The 21,375-nt window shown below is 71.1% G+C and carries 18 protein-coding genes; 7 read left to right on the top strand and 11 right to left on the bottom strand.

The features are described 5' to 3' along the window. The first annotated feature begins 21 nt into the window (after positions 1-21). The 5 genes from ACWGKT_RS20385 (at position 22) to ACWGKT_RS20405 (ending at position 5,563) form a co-directional block, all read left to right on the top strand. Entirely contained in the window at positions 22-1,854 is a 1,833-nt protein-coding gene (locus ACWGKT_RS20385) for a VWA domain-containing protein (protein ID WP_453274786.1), read from the top strand. 87 nt (positions 1,855-1,941) lie between these two features. Beyond that, complete coding sequence (locus tag ACWGKT_RS20390) at positions 1,942-2,418, top strand: hypothetical protein (protein WP_453274787.1); 477 nt, start codon at positions 1,942-1,944, stop codon at positions 2,416-2,418. A 37-nt stretch (positions 2,419-2,455) separates the two neighbouring features. Then, positions 2,456-2,902 carry a hypothetical protein gene (locus tag ACWGKT_RS20395; RefSeq protein WP_453274788.1) on the top strand — a complete coding sequence of 149 codons (447 nt, stop codon included), beginning with the start codon at positions 2,456-2,458 and terminating at the stop codon, positions 2,900-2,902. 95 nt (positions 2,903-2,997) lie between these two features. Then, entirely contained in the window at positions 2,998-3,492 is a 495-nt protein-coding gene (locus ACWGKT_RS20400; RefSeq protein WP_453274789.1) for a hypothetical protein, read from the top strand. Between the two features lie 508 nt (positions 3,493-4,000). Continuing rightward, entirely contained in the window at positions 4,001-5,563 is a 1,563-nt protein-coding gene (locus ACWGKT_RS20405; protein ID WP_453274790.1) for a restriction endonuclease, read from the top strand. 385 nt (positions 5,564-5,948) lie between these two features. On the opposite strand, the gene ACWGKT_RS20410 is transcribed toward ACWGKT_RS20405, so the two are convergent. Then, complete coding sequence (locus tag ACWGKT_RS20410; RefSeq protein WP_453274791.1) at positions 5,949-6,332, bottom strand: hypothetical protein; 384 nt, start codon at positions 6,330-6,332, stop codon at positions 5,949-5,951. A 304-nt stretch (positions 6,333-6,636) separates the two neighbouring features. Between ACWGKT_RS20410 and ACWGKT_RS20415 the strand changes: the two genes are divergently transcribed. After that, a complete protein-coding gene (locus ACWGKT_RS20415; protein WP_453274792.1) occupies positions 6,637-6,930 on the top strand; it encodes an SH3 domain-containing protein in 294 nt (97 codons plus the stop codon). 555 nt (positions 6,931-7,485) lie between these two features. Here ACWGKT_RS20415 and ACWGKT_RS20420 read toward each other — a convergent pair. The 10 genes from ACWGKT_RS20420 to ACWGKT_RS20465 all read right to left on the bottom strand — a co-directional run bounded on the left by ACWGKT_RS20420 (position 7,486) and on the right by ACWGKT_RS20465 (position 20,229). Further along, positions 7,486-8,340 (bottom strand): hypothetical protein, encoded by an 855-nt coding sequence (locus ACWGKT_RS20420; protein WP_453274793.1) that lies wholly within the window; start codon positions 8,338-8,340, stop codon positions 7,486-7,488. A gap of 374 nt (positions 8,341-8,714) precedes the next feature. Further along, the gene (locus ACWGKT_RS20425; protein ID WP_453274794.1) at positions 8,715-9,566 is read right to left on the bottom strand and encodes an extensin; all 852 of its coding nucleotides are present in this window, start codon (positions 9,564-9,566) and stop codon (positions 8,715-8,717) included. Next, positions 9,563-10,510, bottom strand: coding sequence for a C40 family peptidase (locus tag ACWGKT_RS20430; RefSeq protein ID WP_453274795.1), 948 nt, complete (start codon positions 10,508-10,510; stop codon positions 9,563-9,565). The genes ACWGKT_RS20425 and ACWGKT_RS20430 overlap by 4 nt, the downstream gene beginning before the upstream one ends. Beyond that, a complete protein-coding gene (locus ACWGKT_RS20435) occupies positions 10,507-11,496 on the bottom strand; it encodes a replication-relaxation family protein (RefSeq protein ID WP_453274796.1) in 990 nt (329 codons plus the stop codon). The genes ACWGKT_RS20430 and ACWGKT_RS20435 overlap by 4 nt, the downstream gene beginning before the upstream one ends. A 56-nt stretch (positions 11,497-11,552) precedes the next feature. After that, the gene (locus ACWGKT_RS20440) at positions 11,553-13,958 is read right to left on the bottom strand and encodes a type IV secretion system DNA-binding domain-containing protein (RefSeq protein WP_453274797.1); all 2,406 of its coding nucleotides are present in this window, start codon (positions 13,956-13,958) and stop codon (positions 11,553-11,555) included. Then, a complete protein-coding gene (locus ACWGKT_RS20445) occupies positions 13,955-15,814 on the bottom strand; it encodes a VirB4 family type IV secretion system protein (protein WP_453274798.1) in 1,860 nt (619 codons plus the stop codon). The genes ACWGKT_RS20440 and ACWGKT_RS20445 overlap by 4 nt, the downstream gene beginning before the upstream one ends. Beyond that, positions 15,811-16,761 carry a PrgI family protein gene (locus ACWGKT_RS20450; RefSeq protein ID WP_453274799.1) on the bottom strand — a complete coding sequence of 317 codons (951 nt, stop codon included), beginning with the start codon at positions 16,759-16,761 and terminating at the stop codon, positions 15,811-15,813. The genes ACWGKT_RS20445 and ACWGKT_RS20450 overlap by 4 nt, the downstream gene beginning before the upstream one ends. A gap of 7 nt (positions 16,762-16,768) precedes the next feature. After that, positions 16,769-18,451 (bottom strand): hypothetical protein, encoded by a 1,683-nt coding sequence (locus tag ACWGKT_RS20455; RefSeq protein WP_453274891.1) that lies wholly within the window; start codon positions 18,449-18,451, stop codon positions 16,769-16,771. A 287-nt stretch (positions 18,452-18,738) separates the two neighbouring features. Next, the gene (locus tag ACWGKT_RS20460; RefSeq protein WP_453274800.1) at positions 18,739-19,104 is read right to left on the bottom strand and encodes a pilin; all 366 of its coding nucleotides are present in this window, start codon (positions 19,102-19,104) and stop codon (positions 18,739-18,741) included. A 336-nt stretch (positions 19,105-19,440) separates the two neighbouring features. Beyond that, a complete protein-coding gene (locus ACWGKT_RS20465) occupies positions 19,441-20,229 on the bottom strand; it encodes a hypothetical protein (protein WP_453274801.1) in 789 nt (262 codons plus the stop codon). A gap of 469 nt (positions 20,230-20,698) precedes the next feature. On the opposite strand from ACWGKT_RS20465, the gene ACWGKT_RS20470 reads away from it, so the two are divergent. Beyond that, complete coding sequence (locus ACWGKT_RS20470) at positions 20,699-21,370, top strand: hypothetical protein (protein ID WP_453274802.1); 672 nt, start codon at positions 20,699-20,701, stop codon at positions 21,368-21,370. Positions 21,371-21,375: the final 5 nt, after the last annotated feature.

Raw genomic sequence — 21,375 nt, forward strand, 5'->3', positions numbered from 1 at the left:
CGGAAGGGACCCGTATCCGCCATGCCTACGCACGCCCAGGCCCACGTCCAGCACACCCCGCCCGCCCTTTCCGAAACCGAACAGGCCCTGGCCCGCTGGGAGGACGACGGCGGCCCCGCCTTCGAACCACGCCCCGGTCCGCAGGCCGGACAGTGGCTGCGCATCGCCGCCGCCCTGACCGAACGCCTCCCCGAACTCGCCGGACGCGAGGACGTGATCGTCACCTGCGAACACGGCACCCGCTCCGGCGCCCCCGCCGCCTTCTACCCCGCCACGGCCCAACTGGAGATCGACGCCGCCCTCTTCGCCCCACTGGCCCCCGCCACCATCGACCCCACCCAGGTCGGCGACGAGGAGAACTACCCGGTCGCCTGGGGCGCCCTCAACCACGAGGCCGCGCACGCCGCCCACAGCCGCTGGTCGACCCCGCCCCCGTTGCGCGGTACGGCCCTGGACACGGCGGCCCAGCTGCTGGAGGAGTCGCGCGCCGAGCACGCCCACCTCGGCCGCCGCCCCGGTGACCGGAGGTACCTGCGGGCCGCCGTACACACCCTGGTCATGGAGGACTTCACCAGCCAGACCCCCGCCGACCGGTGGCAGGCCGCCCTGGCCGCCGGGCTGATCCTCGCCCGCCGGGACGCCGGAATCCTCGACGAGGACGAGACCGAAGCCTTGGCGAACACCGTCACCGCCATCCTCGGCCCCGACCTCCTCGACACCCTCACCGCGATCTGGACCGCCGCCCACGCCACCGCCGACGAGGACGAGCAGGCCATGCTGGAGCACGCCCGGGCCTGGTGCCAGGCACTCGGCGCCAACCCCTGCGGCCCGGAACCGGCCCCCGACCCCACCGCAGGACACCAGGGCGAACTGGCCGAGGCCATCGGCAAGGTCCTCGGCGCGGTAGCCACGAACGAGGCCGCGCAGGCCGCAGCACAGGCACGCGCCACCACCGCCCAGACCGGCCGGGCGCGGGCGAAGGCCGCCCAGGCCGCCCACGCACGGCAAGCCGCGCAGACGGCCGAGAAGGTCTTCGCCCCCGGCGCACGCCCCTACACCCCCCACACCCCGGGCAAGGCCACCACCAAGAGCAGGGGCCGCTCCCCGGTCACCGGAACCCGCCCGCCCACCCGGGCCGAGAAGGCGGCCGCCGGGCAGCTCGCCCGCGCACTACGGGCCGCCGCCTACCGCGAACGCACCACCACGGTCACCGCCTCGGCGGCCCCGCCCGGACGCCTCAACATGCGCCAGGCCCTCGCCCGCGACGCACAGAAGGCCGCAGGCGCGATCCCGACGGCGACCCCCTGGGTGCACACCGTGCACCGGGCAGGCCCGATGCCGCCGTTGCGGGTGGGCATCGCGGTGGACGTCTCCGGCTCCATGAGTCTTGCCGCCGGACCGATCGCCTCGGCCGCCTGGATCGTGGCCAAGGCCACCGCCCTCACCGACCCCGACTCGCGCAGCGCGACCGTCGCCTACGACCGGTCGGTCACCGCGATCACCACACCGGGCCGCGCCCCCAACAAGGTCACCGAGTTCGACGCCAGCGGGATGGGCCACAGCCTCGCCGAGGCCCTCGACGCCCTGGAAGCCGGAACAGGCCTCACCCAACCCGGCACAGGCCGCCTCCTCGTGATCGCCTCCGACGGCTACTACGGCTCCAACGAAGCCGCCCGGGCCGCCGCACGCATCACCGCCCTGCGCGCAACCGGATGCGCGGTGCTGTGGCTCGCCTTCGACCCCGACCCCCGCCCCCTCCCCGGCACCACCCTCCTCGAACTCACCGACCCCACCCAGGCCGCCACCGCGATCGGCAAGGCCGCCACCGCAGCCCTCGCCGCCACCACCCCCTGACACACCCGGGTGCCGCCCCGCCCGGGGCGGCACCCGCTCACCACCCAGACGCTCAACCAACCACCCTCACAAAGGAGTTCAGACCCCATGACCTCACTCGCCGAACGCGCCCACGCCGCCGCCGACTACATCCGCCTCAACACCGCCGTCAACCCGCGCGGCCCCTACTGGGGTGAGGAGCACGCCCGCACCGCCGTACGGCTAGCGGCGGCCCTCGGCCTCGGCCTGGACCAGATCACCACCGCCCCGGACTCGCTGCGACGCCGCACCACCCCCGGCGAGCCGGTCCTGGCCACCGCCACCTGCCCCGACACCAGCGAGAAGTACGTCTTCCTCGCCCGCTTCCCGATCTACGACGACGAACCCTTCGAACTCCTCGGCCCCTGCCCTGAATGCTCCGGCCAGGTCCCCCTCGCCACCATCCGACACCTCGCCGACCTCGGCACCCACCTCACCCGCCCGCCCCTCACCCCCGATGACCTCACGCACCCGAACCGGCTGCCGGACACCTTCACCAGCGACGAAGGCCACACCAGCACCTGCCCCTACGGCGAAACCCTCTGACCGCCCAACACGCCGCACAGAAAGGACACCGACCAGCATGACCGAAGGCATCAGCCGCATCCCCGGCACTGCGGCCCGAACCAACGTCCCTTGCGTTCCGCCCGGTTCAGACTCCACGCCCCGGCGAGCCCCCGGGCACGAGGCTCAGCGCACGGCCCTCGGCGAAGACGGATACCAATGCCTCGTCCGCCAGCGGCACGAACGTGGCACCCCACTGAACGAACTGGCCGTCCTGGTCCTCAACACCGCCGCCGAAGCCGACCGGCTCCACGGCAAACTGCGCCGCCACGCCGCCCACGCACGCGACCGCCTCGGCGATCTCTTCAACCCTCGCCTGGATCCGGCCTTCGTGTCGGTCACCGGCCTGCTGCAGAACACGGGCCACACCACCGACCTGCACGCCGCGCGCTTCGCCCAGCAGATGAACCAGCTGGCCCTGGCCCTGGACAGCTACCAGGCCGCCGTACGACGCACCGGGGTGTGACCAAACGCCGTTGACCATGCGGGGCCCGCCCGGGCCCCGCCCCTCCCGCAGGCCAGGAACCACCTCGGCCCGCCCGCTCCGGAAGGACCTCGTTCATGCCCGGTACCGACACGCCGCAGCATCCCACGGTGGTGCACCAGATCCTCCAGCACGCCCACGCTCTCCTCACTACCTCCGAAAACGAGGAGGATCAGCCCCTGGCCGAACTGTTGGCCCGAGCGGCAGACCAAGTGCACGCCGAGGGCCGCGAACAGTTGGACTCGCGCGCCATCGCCTGGGCCGCGGCAGAGGCCGCCGCACTACTGCTCGCTCGTTGCAAGATCTCCATCACGGCGGGCGACCCGAACCTGACGTACTGCGTGCGGTCGCTCGACCGGCTCCCGCGCACAGCCCGCACCGGCCTGCTCACCGCGGCCATCCGGTACACGGCACCCGACCCCCACAGCCCCCTGCCTCCCGGCCAGCACGCCCCGGCCTCGGGACGACACACGGCCCCAGGGGGCCGCATGAGGGGGTCCTGCCCGTGCTCGTGCAACAGCGGCGGTTTCTGCGGAGGCTGCGGGCACGCGGGCTGCGGAGGACGACGATGAACCGGCACGTCCCGCGCGGCGACGCCGAGTCGCCGATGCGATGCCCCTTCGATGATGACGGCGTCGAGCCCGGGGGCAGTGCACTGTACGACGAGATCGCGGGGGTCGAGTAGGAACCGCGCAGAGACGGCCAGTCCACGGCCTGACGTGGTGTGACTCATGACGCGGGGTGGAGGGGACACACAGGCGCTGAAGGCGGAGGCTCGCGCCTTGCACCACCAGCTGGTGTCGGTGTGGCGGCACGGGAACCGGGCCGGGGCGGGTGCCGTCGCTGGACGCCAACCTCGACGGGCTGTCGCTGTACGACCTGGTCGCCCCGGCCGCGAGCGCGGTCAGATGTGCCGACCGGACATCATGAGGCATCTCAAGCTCACGAAGGACGCCCCGAAGAACGCACACTCGTCCCCGCCCGCTGCGCAGTGGGCCGATCATTTGCCGAGCCAACACACCCCGTCTCGGCTTCCTGCGTGGTCGTAGGATCTCGTCATCGCGATCCCTGGGGGGAACCTTGTCCAGCACGGACCAGCAGCACGAAGACTCGCCTGCAGCCGACCGCCTGCTGCTCGAGTCGGTGTTCCCCACGGTCTTCCGCGGATGGCCTGGTGACCGCCGTAAGCTGGAGGGCACCTGCGAGCCAGGCGCCCTGGACGCGGTCCGGCTCATCGCGCCGAGGCATGTGGGGCGGGACGGCGGGATCACGGAACGGGATCCGGAAGCCGATAACTGGCGGATCGACGTGCCGGAACGCTATCGCCTCCGCGCCGGTGACATCCTGCTGTCCTCGGTGGTGTTCGACGCTCGGCCGCAGGCTGCCGTAGTCCAGGAGACCGACCTGCCTGCAGCTGCCGTGCAGCACATCATCGTTCTGCGCCCTGCCGAACCCCTGCCGCCCGAACACGTCCGCCTGATCCTCGCCTTCCTGCGATCCAGGACCGTGGGCGCTCTCGCTGTCGGCGCGGTCTCTCAACGGCACCTCACACCCTCCCGGTTGAAGGAGCTGGAACTGCCGAACGAGGACCAGGCCCTGTCCGCGGCCTTGGCTGATCTCGCCGCTGCCGGGCAGCGGTTGGGCGAAATGGCGGCAGAGGCCGGAGCGGTCGCGGCGTCGGTCTTCGACACGAGCACGAACCGGGCAGAAGCCAGGCGGCTCATTATCACGACCGGCCAGCTCACTCGGCTCCGATCTCTTGCCGCTGCCCAACTCGACGATCCAGGCTTTATCATCCGCACGCGATACCCCTACCCGATCGCTCTGCGCTGGCGGAACGTCGAGGCTCAACGGAGTGCCGACGGGCAGGACGACGCCCAGGCAAAGGAGTATGCGGCTGTGCTCAAAGCCGCAGAGACTCTGCTTGGATACAGCGCGCTTCTCACGACCGCCCTCGCGAACGAAGCCGGCATCACCTGCAAGGCCATCAAGGCGTTCAAGGGGAAGATCTCAACCTCGCCCGGCGGCCCTGGCTTCGGGGACTGGCAGCGGATCCTTGAACAGATCGGGGAGGCGGAGGGCATGGCCGGCCTTCCCTCCGAACACCCCCTCCACGAACTCGCAGACCTCCTTGCGGACGACAAGGCCGTGGAAGCGTGCCAGAGCCTGGGCACCAAGCGGAACGGCAACGCCCACGGACGTGAAGATCTCCCCGATGTGTCCGCAGCCAAGCTCAACGAGGCCCATGACCATCTGCGCTTCCTCATCGACCGAGCCCGCTTCCTTGCTGACCTGCAGCTGCTCGATGTGATCAACGTGGTGTGGGATCGCCACGACGAGTCGGACACCATCACCCTTCGGCGTCTGATGGGGGACCATCCGGTCGTCCCCGCCGAGAGCATGCGGTACACGGGCCCGGTCCGGATCGCCACCAGCCTGTACCTGGCCGACCGCGACCAGGGACTCCACCCGCTGAGCCCGTTTCTCACCTGCGAGAAGTGCGCGACCTGCGCAACGCTGTCGCTGTTCCACGCGGACAAGGAGCAAGGGGAGTTGCTTCAGACAAGCCTGGACCACGGCCACTTCTACTCGTACCGGGGGGACGAGCGGGCGCTCCAGGCAGTCGGGCTTCGGTTGCGCTGAACGCAGAAGGTATGGGGCCGGCCGGTTCACGGAGCCCATCCTGCCCGGACCTCCGTCACATCCCCCGCTCCGAACCCGATCTACGGCGGGGATGAGTCCGGCGTTGATCGCCGATTCCAAGTAGTTGCGGGTGCCGGGCGGCCCGGCGGCCCGCTCCTCGTCGGTCAGGTCCGTACGGTCCGTGGTGCAGAGCTATGTACGGGTTGATGTGCAGAGCTTGAGGTCGTGTCAGCTGACGACGATTCACCCACGCCGTCCGGCACGAAGCCGCGCACATCCTGCACTGGTCACGCTGGCGACGCCGTCATCAACACCGCGCCCGCCTCAGCCACTAACGCCGCCGAAGCCACCGACCCCCGTAACTGCGGCTCCAGTACTAACGTCATTAAGCACGTTTCGCACAGGTCACCGGGATCTGTCCGCCGACGACGATGTACCAGTCGTAACCGTCTTTGCCGCACTTGTGGTAGACGGGCCCGCTGTTGGTGCGGCCGATGGCGATGAGGCAGAAGTTGTTCCGGATTACGTCGCCGCGGTGGACGTAGCGGACCACGGGGGAGTTGGGTCCGGCGACCGGAGTGTTGCCCTCCGGCCTGCGTACGGCGACGGTCTTTCCCGTGATCTTGATCTTGCAGTGCGTCGGTTCGGTCCAGTTCTGGGGCTGGGCCCAGGATGGGGTAGCTGGTGCGATACCCCCGCAGAGGGCAACCATGCCCAGGAGGCCGGCAACGGCGGGACGCAGATGGCTGCGGACGAGAGACGGGGGCATCTCCTACTCCTTTGGTCGGTCTTGGCGCAAGGCGCAGCTGGGCATCGTGGTCTGGAACCGGCAGGTGGGGGCCCGAAGGTGTCGCCGGGTGCCTCCGACAACGACTGGCGCGTTCGCGAAGAAGTGCAGCTTCACCTGAATTGGCGGAGTGTGCGGCTAAATGGAGCAAAGCGGGCGATAAGTGTGCGTGAGGAGCAGCAGTCTTCAGGTCGACGCCGCTGAACCCGCAGATGAGGAACGCCCGTTGCCCCGTCGTCATGTCTCGCTGCTCACGACGAGCATGCTTGTCGTCCCGCTACTCGCGATGTCAGCTCCTGTACTGGCCGCCGAGCCAGCGGATGTCTCGGCCGTATCGGTGGCCCTCAAGCAGGACTTCTGCCGTATCACCGGGTCTTCGGCGACAGTGCGCGTTAAGCCACGCAAGTCCGCGAAGGCGCTCGGCACCGCGTACAAGGGAGACACCTGCACCGCGCACGGCTGGGCGGAGGGTGAGGGCGCATGGGTGAAAGTCACGATGAAGCGCACCGGCGTCGTCGGGTACGTGCACTCGTCCCTGGTGGCATGGGGCAACGAGTCGCTGACGGCCACCGGGGGATGACCGGTCTCGCGGCCTGGCGTTCCGTACCAGGTGGCGGACCGCTGGTTACGCACGCCGGTCCCCCGCGATGCCTCGTTCCGGATGAAGGCGCGCAGCACAGCGGTGTGCTCATATGCTTCGGCGACGTCTTCGGCGGGGTCGCAGAAGCTGCTCAGGGAGTCGTGATCGCAGAGATCCGGCATCCGGACGGATTTCTTGAGCGCCGCCCGGAGCGCTGACCAGCGCTCCAGGCGGCGGTGCAGATGTCAGGTGAACGGGTGGACCAGAAAGGCCACCGCGCCCAGGCGGTCGCACCGGTCGTGAGATCCGCGTGCAAGGTGCGTGCCAGCTTGTACGCCATGCGCGCGAAGGTGCCGCGTGGGGATTTTTCGGGTCCGGTATGCACCGTATACGGCGATGCCCGCGACATCGCAGCCACGAACGCGCTCAGCCACTCCGCCACCGAATCCCCCGCCCGTCCGCGCCGCCTTCCACTTGGCGTGAGAGGCTCGCACGGCAACCGGGCTGGTTCCCAACCGCCTTGGGAACCAGCCCGGGCAGCTTTCCGCCGGTGGGCTACGCGTTGGCCTGCGGTGCTGCCAGTCGGTAGGTGCGCGGCCGGTCGTTCACCTGCTCCGCGATGTTCTGAATGACCAGCTTGTCCAGGGCGTTGGCGATGGCGCCTGAAGATTTCTCGATGACACGGCTGATGCCCGTGGCCGTGAAGGCCTCTCCGGGGTGCGCCGACAGGTGGTCGATGACCATCTGTCGTAGTGCTCCGGGGGCGAGCCGCTTCTTCTCATCCGGCAGAGCGCTCGCTTCCACCGGCTTTACCGGCCTGTGCTCGGGGTTGGTCTCCGGGGCGTCGGTGGCCTCCTCGGTGCCCGCGGCGTCGTTGTCCTGTGTGTGACGCGGGCCCTTGTCTCCGCTGTCCCTGTCTTTGCTCGGCTCGGCGTCCGGTGCCGGAGTATCCGGCGTTACGTCGGCTGCCGTCACGCCGTCGGCGTCCGGCGTGGCCTCGTCGGCAGAGGTGCTGCCGCTGTCTTTGTTGTCGGCGCTGGGCTCCGGGGTGTTGGAGGTGGAGTCGGTCGGCTCGGAGGTCACGGGTTCCTGGCCGGTTTCGGTGTCCGTGGTGGTGTTCTGGTCGGTGGGTGCGGTGCGCCAGTGGTCGGGGGTGCGGCGGGGTCCGTCGTGGCCGCCGGGGGTGCGGATGGCCAGGCCATGTTCTTCCAGGGTGACCAGGGCCTTGCCGGTGGTGGAGCGGCCCAGGCCTGCGGCGAGGGCGAGTTCAGCGGCCGTGGCCGTGTCTTCGTCGGTGAGTTTGACCAGTTCGGCGTAGATGGCGGCGGGGGCACCGGTCAGACCGGCGAGCGGTTCGGGGTCGGGCACGGCGTGCAGGGTGCGGGTGGTGTCGGTCGTGGTGTCGGACATGAGGGAACCTCGATTCCTTCGGATGGAGGGTGGGAGAGGTCCCCGGCCGGGGGTGCGGACCGTGCAGATGCGGTGCCGCGGGTGTTCGCCGGGCGCGTGCGCATCGCGGGTTTCCCGGGTGAACATGGCTGTGGCATGGGCGGCTTCACGGATCGTCCGTGGGTCCGCCGGGTGCGTCGGCCACGACCATGGACGCTCCGCTCCGCCGGGAAGTCAAGCGGCCCGATCGTTTCTCGATCGGGCCAGCTCAGAGCGGTGGTACGACCGTTCGACGCGTGCGGTGTGGCAGCGGTGCGCTGATCGGTGAGCGGGGCCCGAGCGTTCTGTGGACCGGATCCGATCGAGTCCCGGGGCGATCGGATCCGGTCGGCGGTTCAGTTGATCGACAGCGACGGGTTGCCGTCCCGGGCCAGGAGCTGTTCGCGGATTCGGCGGGCGCGCCGTGGGCCGATGCGTAGATCGGTGCGCAGGCGCCAGACGCTGACCGGATTTCCGGTGGCGGCGCGGGCTGCCTCATGGAGGGCGATGGCGCGTTGCCACACGTCGGTGTCTGAGGCCGTGTCGTCGGCCGGTGGCGGACCGGGCGTCGGCGGGGTGTGACGGGCCGTGTCGTCGCCCGTGCGGGCATGGCTGTGGCCGATTACGGTGCTGGTGGGGGCGCTGATCGAGCTGGGTTCGGGGCCGGTTCGGCCACTTGGGAGCGAGGCGGTCGGCGGGGCGGGATGGCTGGTGCCGTGATCGGTGCGCTGAGGGTGGTGCGGGGGAGGATCTGCCGCTGCGATCCGGTCCAGGAGGTCAGTGACGGTTCGGCGGTAGGCGGCGATCGTTTCCGTGAGGGCGATCAGGAGTAGGGCGGGGGTGAGGTGGAGGAGGACGGCTGCTGGGTCGGCGTGGTGGGGCCAGCCGATCTGGCCGTCGGGCCACAGGCTCTGCCAGGAGTTCATGAGGGCGGCGGTGCAGCCAGCGCTCCAGCGCAGGGTGGTGGACCAGGCCGGCGGGCTGATGCCCCAGGAGGCCAGGTGTGCGTCGACGTACAGGACGCCGGCGAGCGCGGTGCCGATCATCGGGTCGAGGAGGACGGCGATGGGCAGGGGGACGTCCCGGCTGGTGGCGAATCGGGTGACGTTGACGGTGGTGAAGACCAGGGCGAGGACTCCGACCGCGCACAGCACCCAGGTCATCGTCCGCAGCAGGGCGATGGCCTCGCGGGCCGGGATCTGTTTCACCGCGCGCCGGCTCCTCGTAGCGAGGGCCTTGTGGCGCCTTGGAAGGACGCGGAGTCGGTGCCGCTGGGGCCTTGGCGAACGGTCGCTCCCGGGTGTGGGGCGTCGATGGTCTGGCCCTGGCCGATGTAGAGCGAGACGTGGGTGATGGTGCGGGGGCTTGTGCCGAAGAACAGCAGGTCGCCCGGGGCCGGTTGGGTGCCCTTGGGGAGGTGGGGGCCTGCGTCGTACTGGTCCTGGGCGACGCGGGGGATGCTGATTCCTGCGGCGTGGTAGGCGGCCTGGGTCAGGCCGGAGCAGTCGAAGCCGCCCTCGGCCCGACCGTCGCCGCCCCATACGTACGGGGTGCCGAGCTGGGCGCGGGCGAAGGTGACGGCGGTGGATGCAGCAGCCTTTGTTGGGGCGGGGGCTGCGGCTGCGTAGCTGTCGGCGATCTTGAGGACCCGGTTCACGTAGGCGTCGTCGTGGTTGTAGTGCCAGACGGCGCGACGCAGGTTCTTGCCGTTCTTCGCGCCGTTGGCGCAAAGGAGTCGGGCTGCGGCGTAGACGGCGTCGACCGGGTCCCACGGTGTGGGCGGGTTCTTCCCGCCGGGTGGTACGGGGTAGGCGTACGACGTGAAGGTGGACGGGAGGAACTGCATCGGTCCTACCGCGCCTGCCGTGGAGATCATGGTGGGGTTGCGTGCGTGGTCGGTCTCGACCTTGCCGATCGCGGCGAGGATCGTCCAGGGCAGGCCCGGGCATTCGGGGGCGGCGCGTTGGTAGAGGGCGAGCATGGAAGCGGGAATGTCCGCCAGTGCCTGCTTGCTCGGCAAGGCGGCTGCGCTGCCGCCGGAGAACGGTCCGCCCGGCAGCGCGGCGATGGAGATGGAGAGGGCGGCCAGCATCGGCAGGGCGAGGACCGCGCAGCCGATGCCTCCGGTGGCCTTGGCGAACAGGGAGCTCATGCTTCCGCCTCGTGCGCTGGTGGGAGCGGGGGTACGGGGAGGGTGAGGGCGGTGTCGGCGTCGGTGGGTTCCAGATCGGAAGCCGGAGTGAGCCGGGACCAGTGGGTGGCGAGGCATGTGAGGGTGGTGCGGCGGGTGTCTCCGGGGCCGAGGGGGCTCCACCAGGGGCCCCATGGGGTGGATGTGGTGAAGTCTGCGGACGATGTCGCGACGTACAGGCCCAGTTCCCGGGCGGGGGTGATGAGACGGTGGCGGAGTGCCTGGTCGCGGGAAGCGGTGCGGGTGTGGATGAGCAGGGCCGGCCGGGTGCTTGTGGCGTTGGCGAAGGTGGCATAGCCGGTGAGTTTGGCCTCGACGCGAGGCAGGGGCTGGCTGCCGGTGTCGTATTCGAGGAAGAACGGCAGGACATGGTCGCCGTCGTGCCAGTGGGCGTAGGCGTCGGGGCGGACGATGTCGCCCCAGCGGCGGGAGCAGGAGCGTTCGGACAGCCAGAGCGACAAGCCGATCTCCGGGGCGGTCCGCCTGTGGGCGGCGAGGTGGGCGAGGAGTTCGTTGACGCCGAGGTCGTGGCCGAGGGAGGGGGAGTAGGCGATACGGCCGGTGTGACTGGGGCGCCAGCCGATGTCGGCGAAGTCGCAGCCGGTGTGGGCGGCGAGGACGGCGGCGCCAGCGGAGCCCAGGGTGTAGTGCTCGGGGGCGGAGCCGGTCTGGGTCAGGGGGCGGAACGAGTCGAGGACGGCGTGCTGGTGCAGGGTGCGCAGGCGGCGCTGGGCGGAGCGGAGTGAGCTGTAGGCGAGGTTTGCGATCTGGTGGGTGGTCAGGACGCGGTGTTCGTGGAGCATCCGGGCCAGCCACAGGTCCCGGGGCGTGAGGATGCGGGAGAGCGCGGCGACGTCCGTGTGTCGTGCGGGGCGTGGACGGGTGGTGGAGGCGCGGGCGGTGTAGCGGGAGCCGGGGCCGATGGCGGGGCGGGGGAGTGCGGGCATGGCGGGGCACCACCAAGAGGGCGAAGTGAGCGGAACGGAGGGTGTGCTTCAGGGCTTCAGGGGCGGGTGGCCGGGCGTGGTCCAGTGCGGCCGCCGGCTGCCGCGCGCAGGTCTTTGGCCCGGCCGGGCACCGGGCTTGGCAGTGGGCGGGTGGTGAGGGTGAAGGCGGCGGATTCCGCTCCGCCGGTCAGCAGGTGGGCGGCGGCCTGGTACGGGCCGAGGTGGGCGAGGTCGTGCGCGGTGAGGGTCGGCAGGGTGTGGCGTTCGAGCGCGTTTGCGTCTTCCGGGGAGGCGTTGAAGAAGATCTTGTTGCGGGCGTTGGCGGAGATGCCTTCGCGCAGGTCGCGGGGGAGCTGGGCGAGGTGCTGGTGGGCGAGCAGCATGGAGAGCCGGTAGCCGCGGGCCTCGGCGAGCATGTCTTCCAGCGGGTACGGCAGCGTGAGGAAGTTGTGGGCTTCGTCGATGCTCAGCGTGGCGTCGATCCGAGTGTGCTCGGGTGTACGGGCCCGAGCCGCGGCCGCCTGCCAGGTGCCGGCGACGATGAACGAGCCGAGCAGCCGGGCGGTCTCCTCGCCGAGTGCTCCCTTGGGGAGGCGGGCGAGGAGGATGCCGCCGTCAAGCACGCTGGCGAGGTCGAAGGTAGAGGGTCCGGCGGCGATGGCACGGCGGGCGAAGTCGCGCAGCAGGAAGGCCCGCAGCTTGTTCATCACCGGGCCGACCACGGCCGCTCGGGAGGGCTCGGACATCGACTCGTACCAGGCCCAGAAGCCGCGCAGCACCGGGTCCTTGAGGGCGGGGATGATCCGCAGCCGGTAGGCGGATTCGCCGAGGAGGCGGGGGACGTCGGCGAGGGTGACCAGCTGGTGGGTGCGTTCGCGGTGTTTGAGAAGGGTGAGACAGGCGGCGCGCATCACGTCGTCGGTCCGCGGCCCCCAGAAGGCGGTGAAGATCCGGCGGAAGATGCCGGTGATGTTGTCGACGACGACGTCGATGTCCGCGCCGTCGAGGACGTTCAGGCAGGGCGGGGTGTGGGGGTCGTCGGGGTCGATGAGGACGAGACGGTCGGCGCAGGTGTCGGGGAGGCGGTCCAGGAGGTCGGTGACCAGGTCGCCCTTGGGGTCGATGACGATGACGCCGCGGTGGTGGCGTACGTCGTCCAGGACGAGGTTCGCGATGAGGGTGGACTTGCCGGAGCCGGTCGCGCCCATGACATGGAGATGGTGGCGCGCGTCGGCGACCGCGAATCCAACGCCGCGGCCGACGCCGATGTCCGAGCGGCCGAGGGGCTTGACCCCAGTGTCGGGTGCTGGTTGGGGGATCTGCGGTGGCGGCAGGACCGATCGGGCGCCGGCTCGTTGAACGCCGGGGGCGTCCGGGTCGGTCGGCAGGTGGGCGAGGGCGGCGAGTTCCGGTACCGAGAACAGGGCAGGGCGCGAGGGTGAGAACTCCCGGGCTCTCAGCTGCGGTTCGGGGTTGCGTAGGCGGGTGCGGACGAGGTAGTTGCGGTCGGCGTACAGGCCGAAGGCGGAGGCGAGTGCGTGGGCTCGTCCGCGCGCCACGTCCTGGGCGCGTTCCGTTTCGGGGCTGCAGGTGGCGGCGTAGGTGATGGCGCACTGCCACTGGGATCCGGAGAGCTTGGCGGCCGACTGCCTTACAGCGGTGGCGTGTTCGGGGTCTTGCCTGCCGGTGGCCACGGGCTGGGCGCGGTGGAGGAGCAGCGCGGCCAGGGCGGGGAGCCGGTGGGGAGTCTGACCTGCTTTGAGGCGGCGTGCCTGGCGGCGGGCTCGGCGCAGGGCACTGCCGGTGGCTGGGCGGGCCAGGATCTGTACGCAGGCGGACTCGTCCTCGGACATGCCGGTCGCGGCCTGCAGGAGCGCGCGCAGCGGATCCGTGGCGTGATCCGTGCGCAGGGGCAGGACGTCGGGGCGGGCCATTCGGAGCCGGCCGGCGGTCAGTTCGTGCGCCGGTGGCAGCAGAGGGCCGGGCTCGGTGACGCGGGTATGGGCGCCGGGCCAGGCGGCTTCCACGGCGCGGCGTACGAGGCCGATCGGTACGGTGCCGGGGACCCACAGGCGGATGCCCAGGCCGGTGTGGGACCAGGTGTATTCGAAGGCGAGATGAGGCTGGCCGGTGAGGATCCGGCGCCACCAGGGTCGTAGGAGCCCGGACAGCTGGGCCCACAGGACTTCCCCGCCTTTGGGGGCGGCCTGGGGCGGAGCCAGGAGCTCCACCCAGCGGGCGCCGGTGGTGAGGCGTTGCTGCCGCAGTCGCAGCAGCCGACGCCGGGCGGCATATCCACAGGCTGTGGACGCGATGGCCGTGGGGATCAGGATGGGGGCGGACGCTGCGCACCAGTCCACGACCGTGGTGAGCGTCGCTGTGCCGAGGGCTCCCGGGTGGCTGAGGAAGTCGACCAGCCATCCGTGCGGCTGGGCGGCGGTCAGCCAGCCGTGCCCGGTCACGGCGCCCACCCCTCGTCTGCCTCGGACCCATCGGAGTAGAGGGCGCTGGAGTCGTGGCGGTCGTCTTCGTACTGGGCGGCGAGTTCGCCCGGGTCCGTGGTGATCACTTCATGCTCGCCGGGGGCCGCGATGCTGATCAGGGCCACCTTGTGGCGGCGGTCGCCGGTCAGCAGCAGAGCCTCGCCCCGGCTCGCGGAGAGCAGGAACTCCCGCTCGCCGTGACAGAGGTGGAAGGTGGCGCTGATCGTGTCGATGGCCTGCGGGGCCTGGCGCAGCAGGACCTGGGTGGCCGCGTTCGACACGATGGCCCGGCCGAGCGGGGAGGCGAGGACGTCGTCGGCGTCCTGGGTGACCACGGCCAGGCCGGTCCAGTACTTGCGGGCGGCCTTGGCCATGCGGAACAGAAACCGGGCGCCAGCCCCGTCGCGCATCAGCAACCACGCCTCGTCGACCACCACCAGATGGCGGCCGGAGCCGGGACGGGAGGTGACCTGCCGCCAGATCGCGTCCAAAGCCAGCAGCATGGCCGGGGCCTTGACCTCCTCCGGAAGCTGCCGGAGAGCGAAGACCACCAGATGCCCGGCGGTGGTGGCCGTGGTGCTGGGGCCGTTGAACAGCTGGGCGTGGGAACCGCTGGTGTAGGGGACCAGCCGGTCGGCGAGCTCTGCCGCCGCCTGACTGCCGTCCTCAGCCAGGACGGCAGCCAGGTCGGTGAGCGTGGGTGCGGTACGGCTCCAGGTGCGCCGGTCGCCGGTGATTCCGGCACGCGCGTACGCGGCGAGGAAGGCCCGGTCGAGCGCCGCCTTCTCGGCCGAGGTCAGGTCAGAGCCCAGCAGGACGGCGACGAACGTGTGCAGGAACAGCACGCGCCGCGTCAGGACATCCTCTTCGCTGTCCGCCGCAGCCGGGAGGTCGAAGGGATTGAGACGTACGCCGTCGGCGCCGAGGGCGATGACGTGTCCGCCGACGGTTTCGGCGAGTCGGACGTACTCGTCCTCCGGATCGATCACCGAGGCCGTGACGCCTGTGAACAGCAGCCGGAGCAGCTCCAGCTTGGCCAGATACGACTTTCCGGCGCCGGAACGGGCCAGAGTGATCGAGTTGTAGTTGTCCTGCGCGAAGCGGTCCCACAGCACTGGGGCGCCGGAGACCGCGTTCAGCCCGTACAGCACCCCCGACGCCGTACCGTCATCGTCGGCGGTGACCGGCAGGTCCGGGCTGGTGAAGGGGAAGCAGGCGGCGAGCGCGGCGGTGTCGAAGGTGCGGCGGATCTTCAGTGTGTCGATGCCCAGGGGGAGGGTGGCCAGCCAGCCGGGAAGCGCACGGTAGGTGGTCGGGGCGACCGTGATGAGCAGTGACTCGGCGACCGCCCGTACCGCGGCGGCCTGCTCGGCCAGGCTCTCCTCGTCGGGGGCGTGCACCGTCAGGTAGAGGGCGACGTGGAAGAGTTTGCCCTCGCCGCGCGCGATCCGGTACGCGAGCTCGGCGGCGTCCGCTGCGGCGGCCTCGACCTCCGGATCGTCCAGGTGCCCCTTGTCGAAGCCGGTGCGACGGCCGGACTCCAGACGGGCCCGCTGCTTCTTCAGGCCGGCGGCCGCGATCGGGTTGGGGACGGGCTCGATGTGCAGGGCGATGTCGAGGTGCCCGGGGAAGTTCAGTAGCGGGGCGAGCCAGCCGGGGGCGACCTCGGCCGGATAGCCGGTGACCACCAGCGTGGTGGCGAGGTGTGCGCCGACCGCGAGGGCGCGGGCATGCACTTCGACGGCCTCGGGGCCGGCGACGTCGAGCAGTCCCGCGGTGTCGAGGCTGGGGGCTGAGGGAGCAGAGAGACGCCTGCCGAGGCGGGTTCGGGTCATGCGTGGTCACCTTCCGGCGCGGCAGCGGGCGGGATCGGGGTGTCGGGATTGCAGGCCGCGCCGACGAGGGCGGCGGCCCGATCGGCGTCGAGAGGGGTGACAGCGACCTCCGCAGCGGCCAGGGCCCGGGTGGCCTCGTCGAGTCGCTGGAGCGTCCGTCCGTCACCGGCATTCCGCCGCAACCCGTGTGGTGGGATCTCCTCGCGGGCGACCAGCACGACCTGCCGGCCCAGCAGGTTGTCGCCGGTGGCGAGGTCGGCAAGGAAGTCAGCGTGCGCGCGAGCGGCCCGCTCCAGCGCCGGGTGCGGCAGCGCGGCGGCGTCCTGCTGGAGGGTGTCGGCAAGCGGGGCGAGATCGATGCGGTGGCAGCGCACCAGCAACTGGGTCGGCCCGGTCAGGGAGTTGAGCCAACGCGCGAACGCTCCGGCCAGGCCTTGTTGTTCCGCCGCCGAACGCAGCTCGAAATTGACCGTGGAGCAGGTCGCCAGGGCTGCCGAGCCTTCACTGCCCAGGTCGAGTACGCCGTCGGCGGTGATGCCGTCATACGGCATGTCCATCGCTGTTGGGGGCGGCCCGGCGGCCCTGGCCCAGTTGTCGGGGACGACGGAGGGCAGCGGAGGAATGCCTTCTGGGGCGTGCACCCTGCGCTTGGGGGTGCGGGCGTGCTGGAGGGCAGCGGTCAGGAACCGGTCCAGTCCGATGCCTTCGCGTTGGCCGAGCGCGAGTGCGGCCACGGCTCCGCCGATAGGGATCACCATGACCGCGTAGGCGAGCGGAGTCATGAAGGAGCGGGTGGCCCACCAGCCGCCGTACAGCACGAGTCCCGCGACGGTGAGGACGGCGGTCTGCCGAGCGGTAAAGGGTCCCAGGAGGCGGTCGGGGCGGGAGATGTCAGCAGGGATGCGGGTGACATACGGGGCCTGAGCGGTCTCGTCGGGTGGGTTCACGGACGGTCTACCTCCGGGGCGGTTCGAGGGGAAGCCGCAGTTGCATGGGGCGCGGTGGGCGGGCACGGACTCGCCGGGTGGGAATGGGCAGTGCCAGTTGGCGTGCCCGGGGGGCGGAAGCGGTGCGGGCCGGGGGTGGGGTGGCAGGCAGCGCGCGGGCTGCCGGAGTTGCCGGAGATGAGGCCGGGACACGCTCGGCGCGGATGGGCAGCCACAACTGGGTGGACCGGCCAGGACTGGCCGGAGCGCGCTGGACGGCGATCGGCAGGGTCAACTGCCGACGCTGCCGCGCCTGAGCGGGGTGGATCACAGCGCGGGGACCTCCCGATGTGCGAGTGGAGGGATTGACGGCACGGCCGGGGCGCCGAGACGTCTGGGCGCGGGCTCTGGCGCCCGCCGGTTGCGCGCCACCGGTGCCCGCGCGACGCGCGCCTGGCACGGATGGAGCACCTTGGGAGGGCTGGCCGGCTGAGGGTTGGCCGACTGCGGGCGATCGGCCGGCGGGGCGGGCCAGAGCCCCACGCCCGCGGGCGAGCAGCGCACGACCCCAACCCCGCGCCCCGCGGGCGGGACCACGACCGTGCCCCGGCCCGGTTCCAGGTGGTCGGCCACCGCCACCGCCTCGTCCTGGGCGGCTGCCTCCGCCACCTCCCGGTCCACCACGGCCCGGGCCGAACCCGGCGCCTCCCACGCCTCCTGCGCCTCCGCCGGGTCGGTGGCGCAGCTGGCGCATGCCCGGCAGGTAGTGATCCATCAGGCGGTACACGGCCAGGTGCTTGAGGACCCGCACTCCAGCCGGGGCGTGCGGGTTGTGCACGGGGGTGCCGCGCAGAACGACCTGGAGAGTCCAGCCGGGAATCTTGAACAGCACCCAGAACAGAGCCACTCCTGCAAGCATCGTGCCCAGCTGGTCGGAGTGGGCGATGCCCAGGGTCGTGGCACCGGGGGCGAAGAAGAGCTTCAGAGCGAGGATGAAGGCAGTCGATTGAGCGAGCTGGATGGCCATGCAGCCGGCCAGTCCACGCCACCACAACCGTGCGACAGGATCGGTGAGCGGGTGAGCGTGACACGCCAGCATCAGCGGTGCGGCCACGGCGAGCAGCGCTATCACCGCGACGCGCACCAGGAACCCGATCAGTACCGCGAGCACCAGAGCGATCATCACGATCGCGAGGATGAGCAGGTACAGCTTCAGCCCGGCTACGCCGAACAGGGCGAAGGGCAGGACGCGTTCGACCATGCCCTGCCCGGCATCCGACATGTCGGTGGCCATGATCGCGTGAGCCATGGCGTTGGACAGGCTGATCGCCTTGCCCATCACGGTCAGCGAGGTGGCAGGCGCGATCATGCCGAGCAGCAGCCGGGGCGCGATCTGCCGCAGGGCATAGCGGCTCTGGACGGTCTCGTAACCCATGACCGTGATGCCACCCGCGGTCACGAACAGCACGTAGATCCCGGCCGTGACCCCCAGCATCGCGGCCCACAGCCGCTTGATGTCGGCGTGCCGGGTGACATCCGGGGTGGCCAGCAGGGTGTCGGCGAGGAACTCGCGGACCGGCTTCATGATCTGCTCGATCAGCATGCCGAGGAACGAGGTGATCGCGTTCACGATCATGCCGGGGACGTCGAGGAAGTCCCAGCTGGTGCCCTTGTCGCATCCGACGCCGGTCGCCTCGCATGCGGACGGCATCAAGCCCGGTGACGGTGCCGGTCGTGAGGGCTTCGGTGAGGGTGCGGGGTCGCCTGGTGCCGGGGGCGGCCCGGGGGAGGGCTCGGGCTTCGGCTGAGTTCCCGGATCGGGTGTGGGGGCGGCGGGGCCGGGCGCGGGCTGAGGTGAGGGCGGCGGCGGAGCCGCAGGCGCCCGAGCCGCCGCATACGCCGGGAGCACGGCGACGGAGGTGGCCACCACCGGTACCAGGACGAAGACGGCCACAGCGAGCAGCGCGGGCACAGCGCGGGCGCGGCGCCCGCCGGGGCTCACCGTCCCCCTCCGTCCGCGCCGACGATGCCCTGCAACACGGTCACGATCACTGGGGCGAGGACCGCCAGCCCGTAGCCGATGGCCGCTGCCCTCAATGCCCGCTTGGCGGCTTCGACTTCCCCCGGATCACCGCCGGCCATCAGATAGCGCAGCCCGCCGAAGGTGAGGAACAGGGTGGCCAGTGCGGTGAGGAGGCCGATGATCCAGTCCCGCAGATTGTTGATGACGGTCGGGATGTCGGCGACCGCCCAAACGTGAGGCGCCTGCGCAAGGAGCGCGCACGTGCTGAGGGCAGTGGTGCAAACGAGCCGGAGGGACCAGCGGGCGAGCAGTCGGCGTGGCCGACGGAACCTTGCGGGCAAGACAGCACACCTCCATCGGGGCACACAGCCGGACGGGAGCAGGAGGGGACGGGGACGCCGCAGGGGCGTAGGAGAGACGGGTGCGGGGCGAGCAGACCCTTGGCCCGGGCGCCGACCTCCTCGCGGAAGTGCGGCGGCAGGCGGTCTCGGGTGTCAGCACGAGACGGTCGTGCTCACCCCGCACGGTGTCGCGGAGCTGTGGTCCGGGGCCTCGGCCGCCGCCCCGGACCACGACAGACGGTCCGACACAAAGCCGGGCGGGCCGCCGTCACCGTGAATAGAGACCCCGGCGCCGGGAATTGACATCCCACCACCGAAAATCCCCCAGCCGGGCGCCTACTGCTCCTGCAGCCGCCACCACAGATGGGCGGCCAAGTGCTGCTCCGCAGCGCTGCGGTGCCGGTAGAGCTGACGCACACTCACCCCGTGCTCGGCCGCCAGGTGGTCCATGGGCTCGCCGCCGAGGCGGGTACGGGCGATCAACCGTGCCTCGGTCAGGTTCACCACGCGGTCGTGTACGGCGCGGGCCAGCACGGTGAACTCGTCCGCCGGCTCACCGTGGTCTGCCTGGGGGACGGAGCAGAGGTAGTCGAGGTGCAGCGCCGCCGGGGAGGTTTCGCGGGTGGCGCGGCGGCGTGCGGCGTACACCAGCCGGTGTACGGCCCGGTCGGCGGCGCTGAACAGCTCCCGGTCCAGCCGCTCCGCGCCGGGGTCGAGTGTGTGCAGGGCTGCGGCGACGGCGGCCAGGGCTTCCTGCTCGACCTCGGCGTGCTCCAGATGGGCAGGGCGGACCAGCCGGGCGAGCATCCGACGCAGTACCGGAACGGTCATGGCGACCGCCACCAGGTCCCACGGCTCGCCCAGTTCGCGGGCGCGCCGGATCACCTCGCGCCAGGTCTGCTCGCGCAGTTCGGGACGGGTAGAGGGGTGAGCGAGGTGGGTGCGCACCCGGTCGACCGGCCACGCCGCGCGGTCCGGGTCGTCGCACACCAGGTGCGCGGGCACCGTGAGCGGCTCCACCCCGTGGGCGAGAGCGAGGAACGCCTGCTCCAGTTCCCCGAGCGGAGAGCGGACGAGGCCTTGCGGACGACCGGCGGAGTGGTGGGCGTGGTGACGGTGGTACATGGCGCATCTCCCGTGAGCGGTGCGGACAACTTCCGCCGCCACTCCTCCCAAGCCCTCGTGTCACGAGCAGCCCACCCGCGGGCCAGCGCCGTGCCCGCCGCGGTCGAATGGTCCGGCACGTGCGATGGCCTGCCGCTGGCCCGCCCCCGATGACCTGGCGCGACGTGCCGTCCGCTGGAACGCGAATCGAACACAGAAATTCCCGGCTCCGTTTTCAGCCCTCGCCGTGCGGTGAGCCGAGGTGGCCCGGCGGTGGCTCGGCGCTGGCGCGCCACTGGCTCGCATAGGTGATGACCTGCACAGACATGGTGCACGGCGGGGGTGACCAGGGACGCCTCCGAGTGCGTGGTGGCAGTTGCCGGGAGATCGAACACGTACCGGCTCGATGGCAAAGATCAGCTGCTGAGTCCCTATTACTTGACGTCAGCACGAGACGGCCGGACCCACGGTTCCGGGCGCCACCCAGCCCATGTCGAAGACTCCCTCTCGCCGTTCAACTGCGTCCCGCTCGCGTACGTCCAACGCCCTGCCGACGACGATCTGGTTCCCCGACCCGGACGAGCCCAACGCCGCTCCCATCCCCGGCGCGGTGCTGCCCGCCTGGGCGATCGACAAGGTCCGCACCGAGTTCGTCGACCGCCCCGACCACCGGCCCGCCCCGCTGCTCAAGATCGCGATCCGGGACACGGAGCCGGGTATGGACGCCCGTATCCCGTGCGCGTCCTTCTCCGCCGCGGCCGACGATGAGGGCGCCAGGGGCAAGCCATCCATCCTGCTCGCGGAGCTTCACCCTGATGCCCTCCCTGCCCCCGCACACAGCCTGCCAGCCGGTGGGGGCGAGTTGCCCGGCGCGCTGGAGGACGGCTGGCCCGGCTTCTTCCACCGCGCCCACCGGCTCCTCCCCGCGCACGGCTTCCTGCTGCTGGCCACCCGCCAGCGCCGAGACTCCGGACGCCTCACCGACCCGCTCGGCGCGCTGATCGCATCCGCCCGCACGGCCGGCTTCCGCTACCTCCAGCACATCGTGGTCGTCTACGGCCACCCGGTCGGCGATCGCCTGGTACCCGCACCGCCCCCGGACGCATCCCGTGGAGTCGCGCACTGCGACGTGATCGCACTGTCCGCGATCACCCATGCTTAGGCCGA

It is taken from the genome of Streptomyces sp. NPDC054794 (assembly GCF_053611585.1).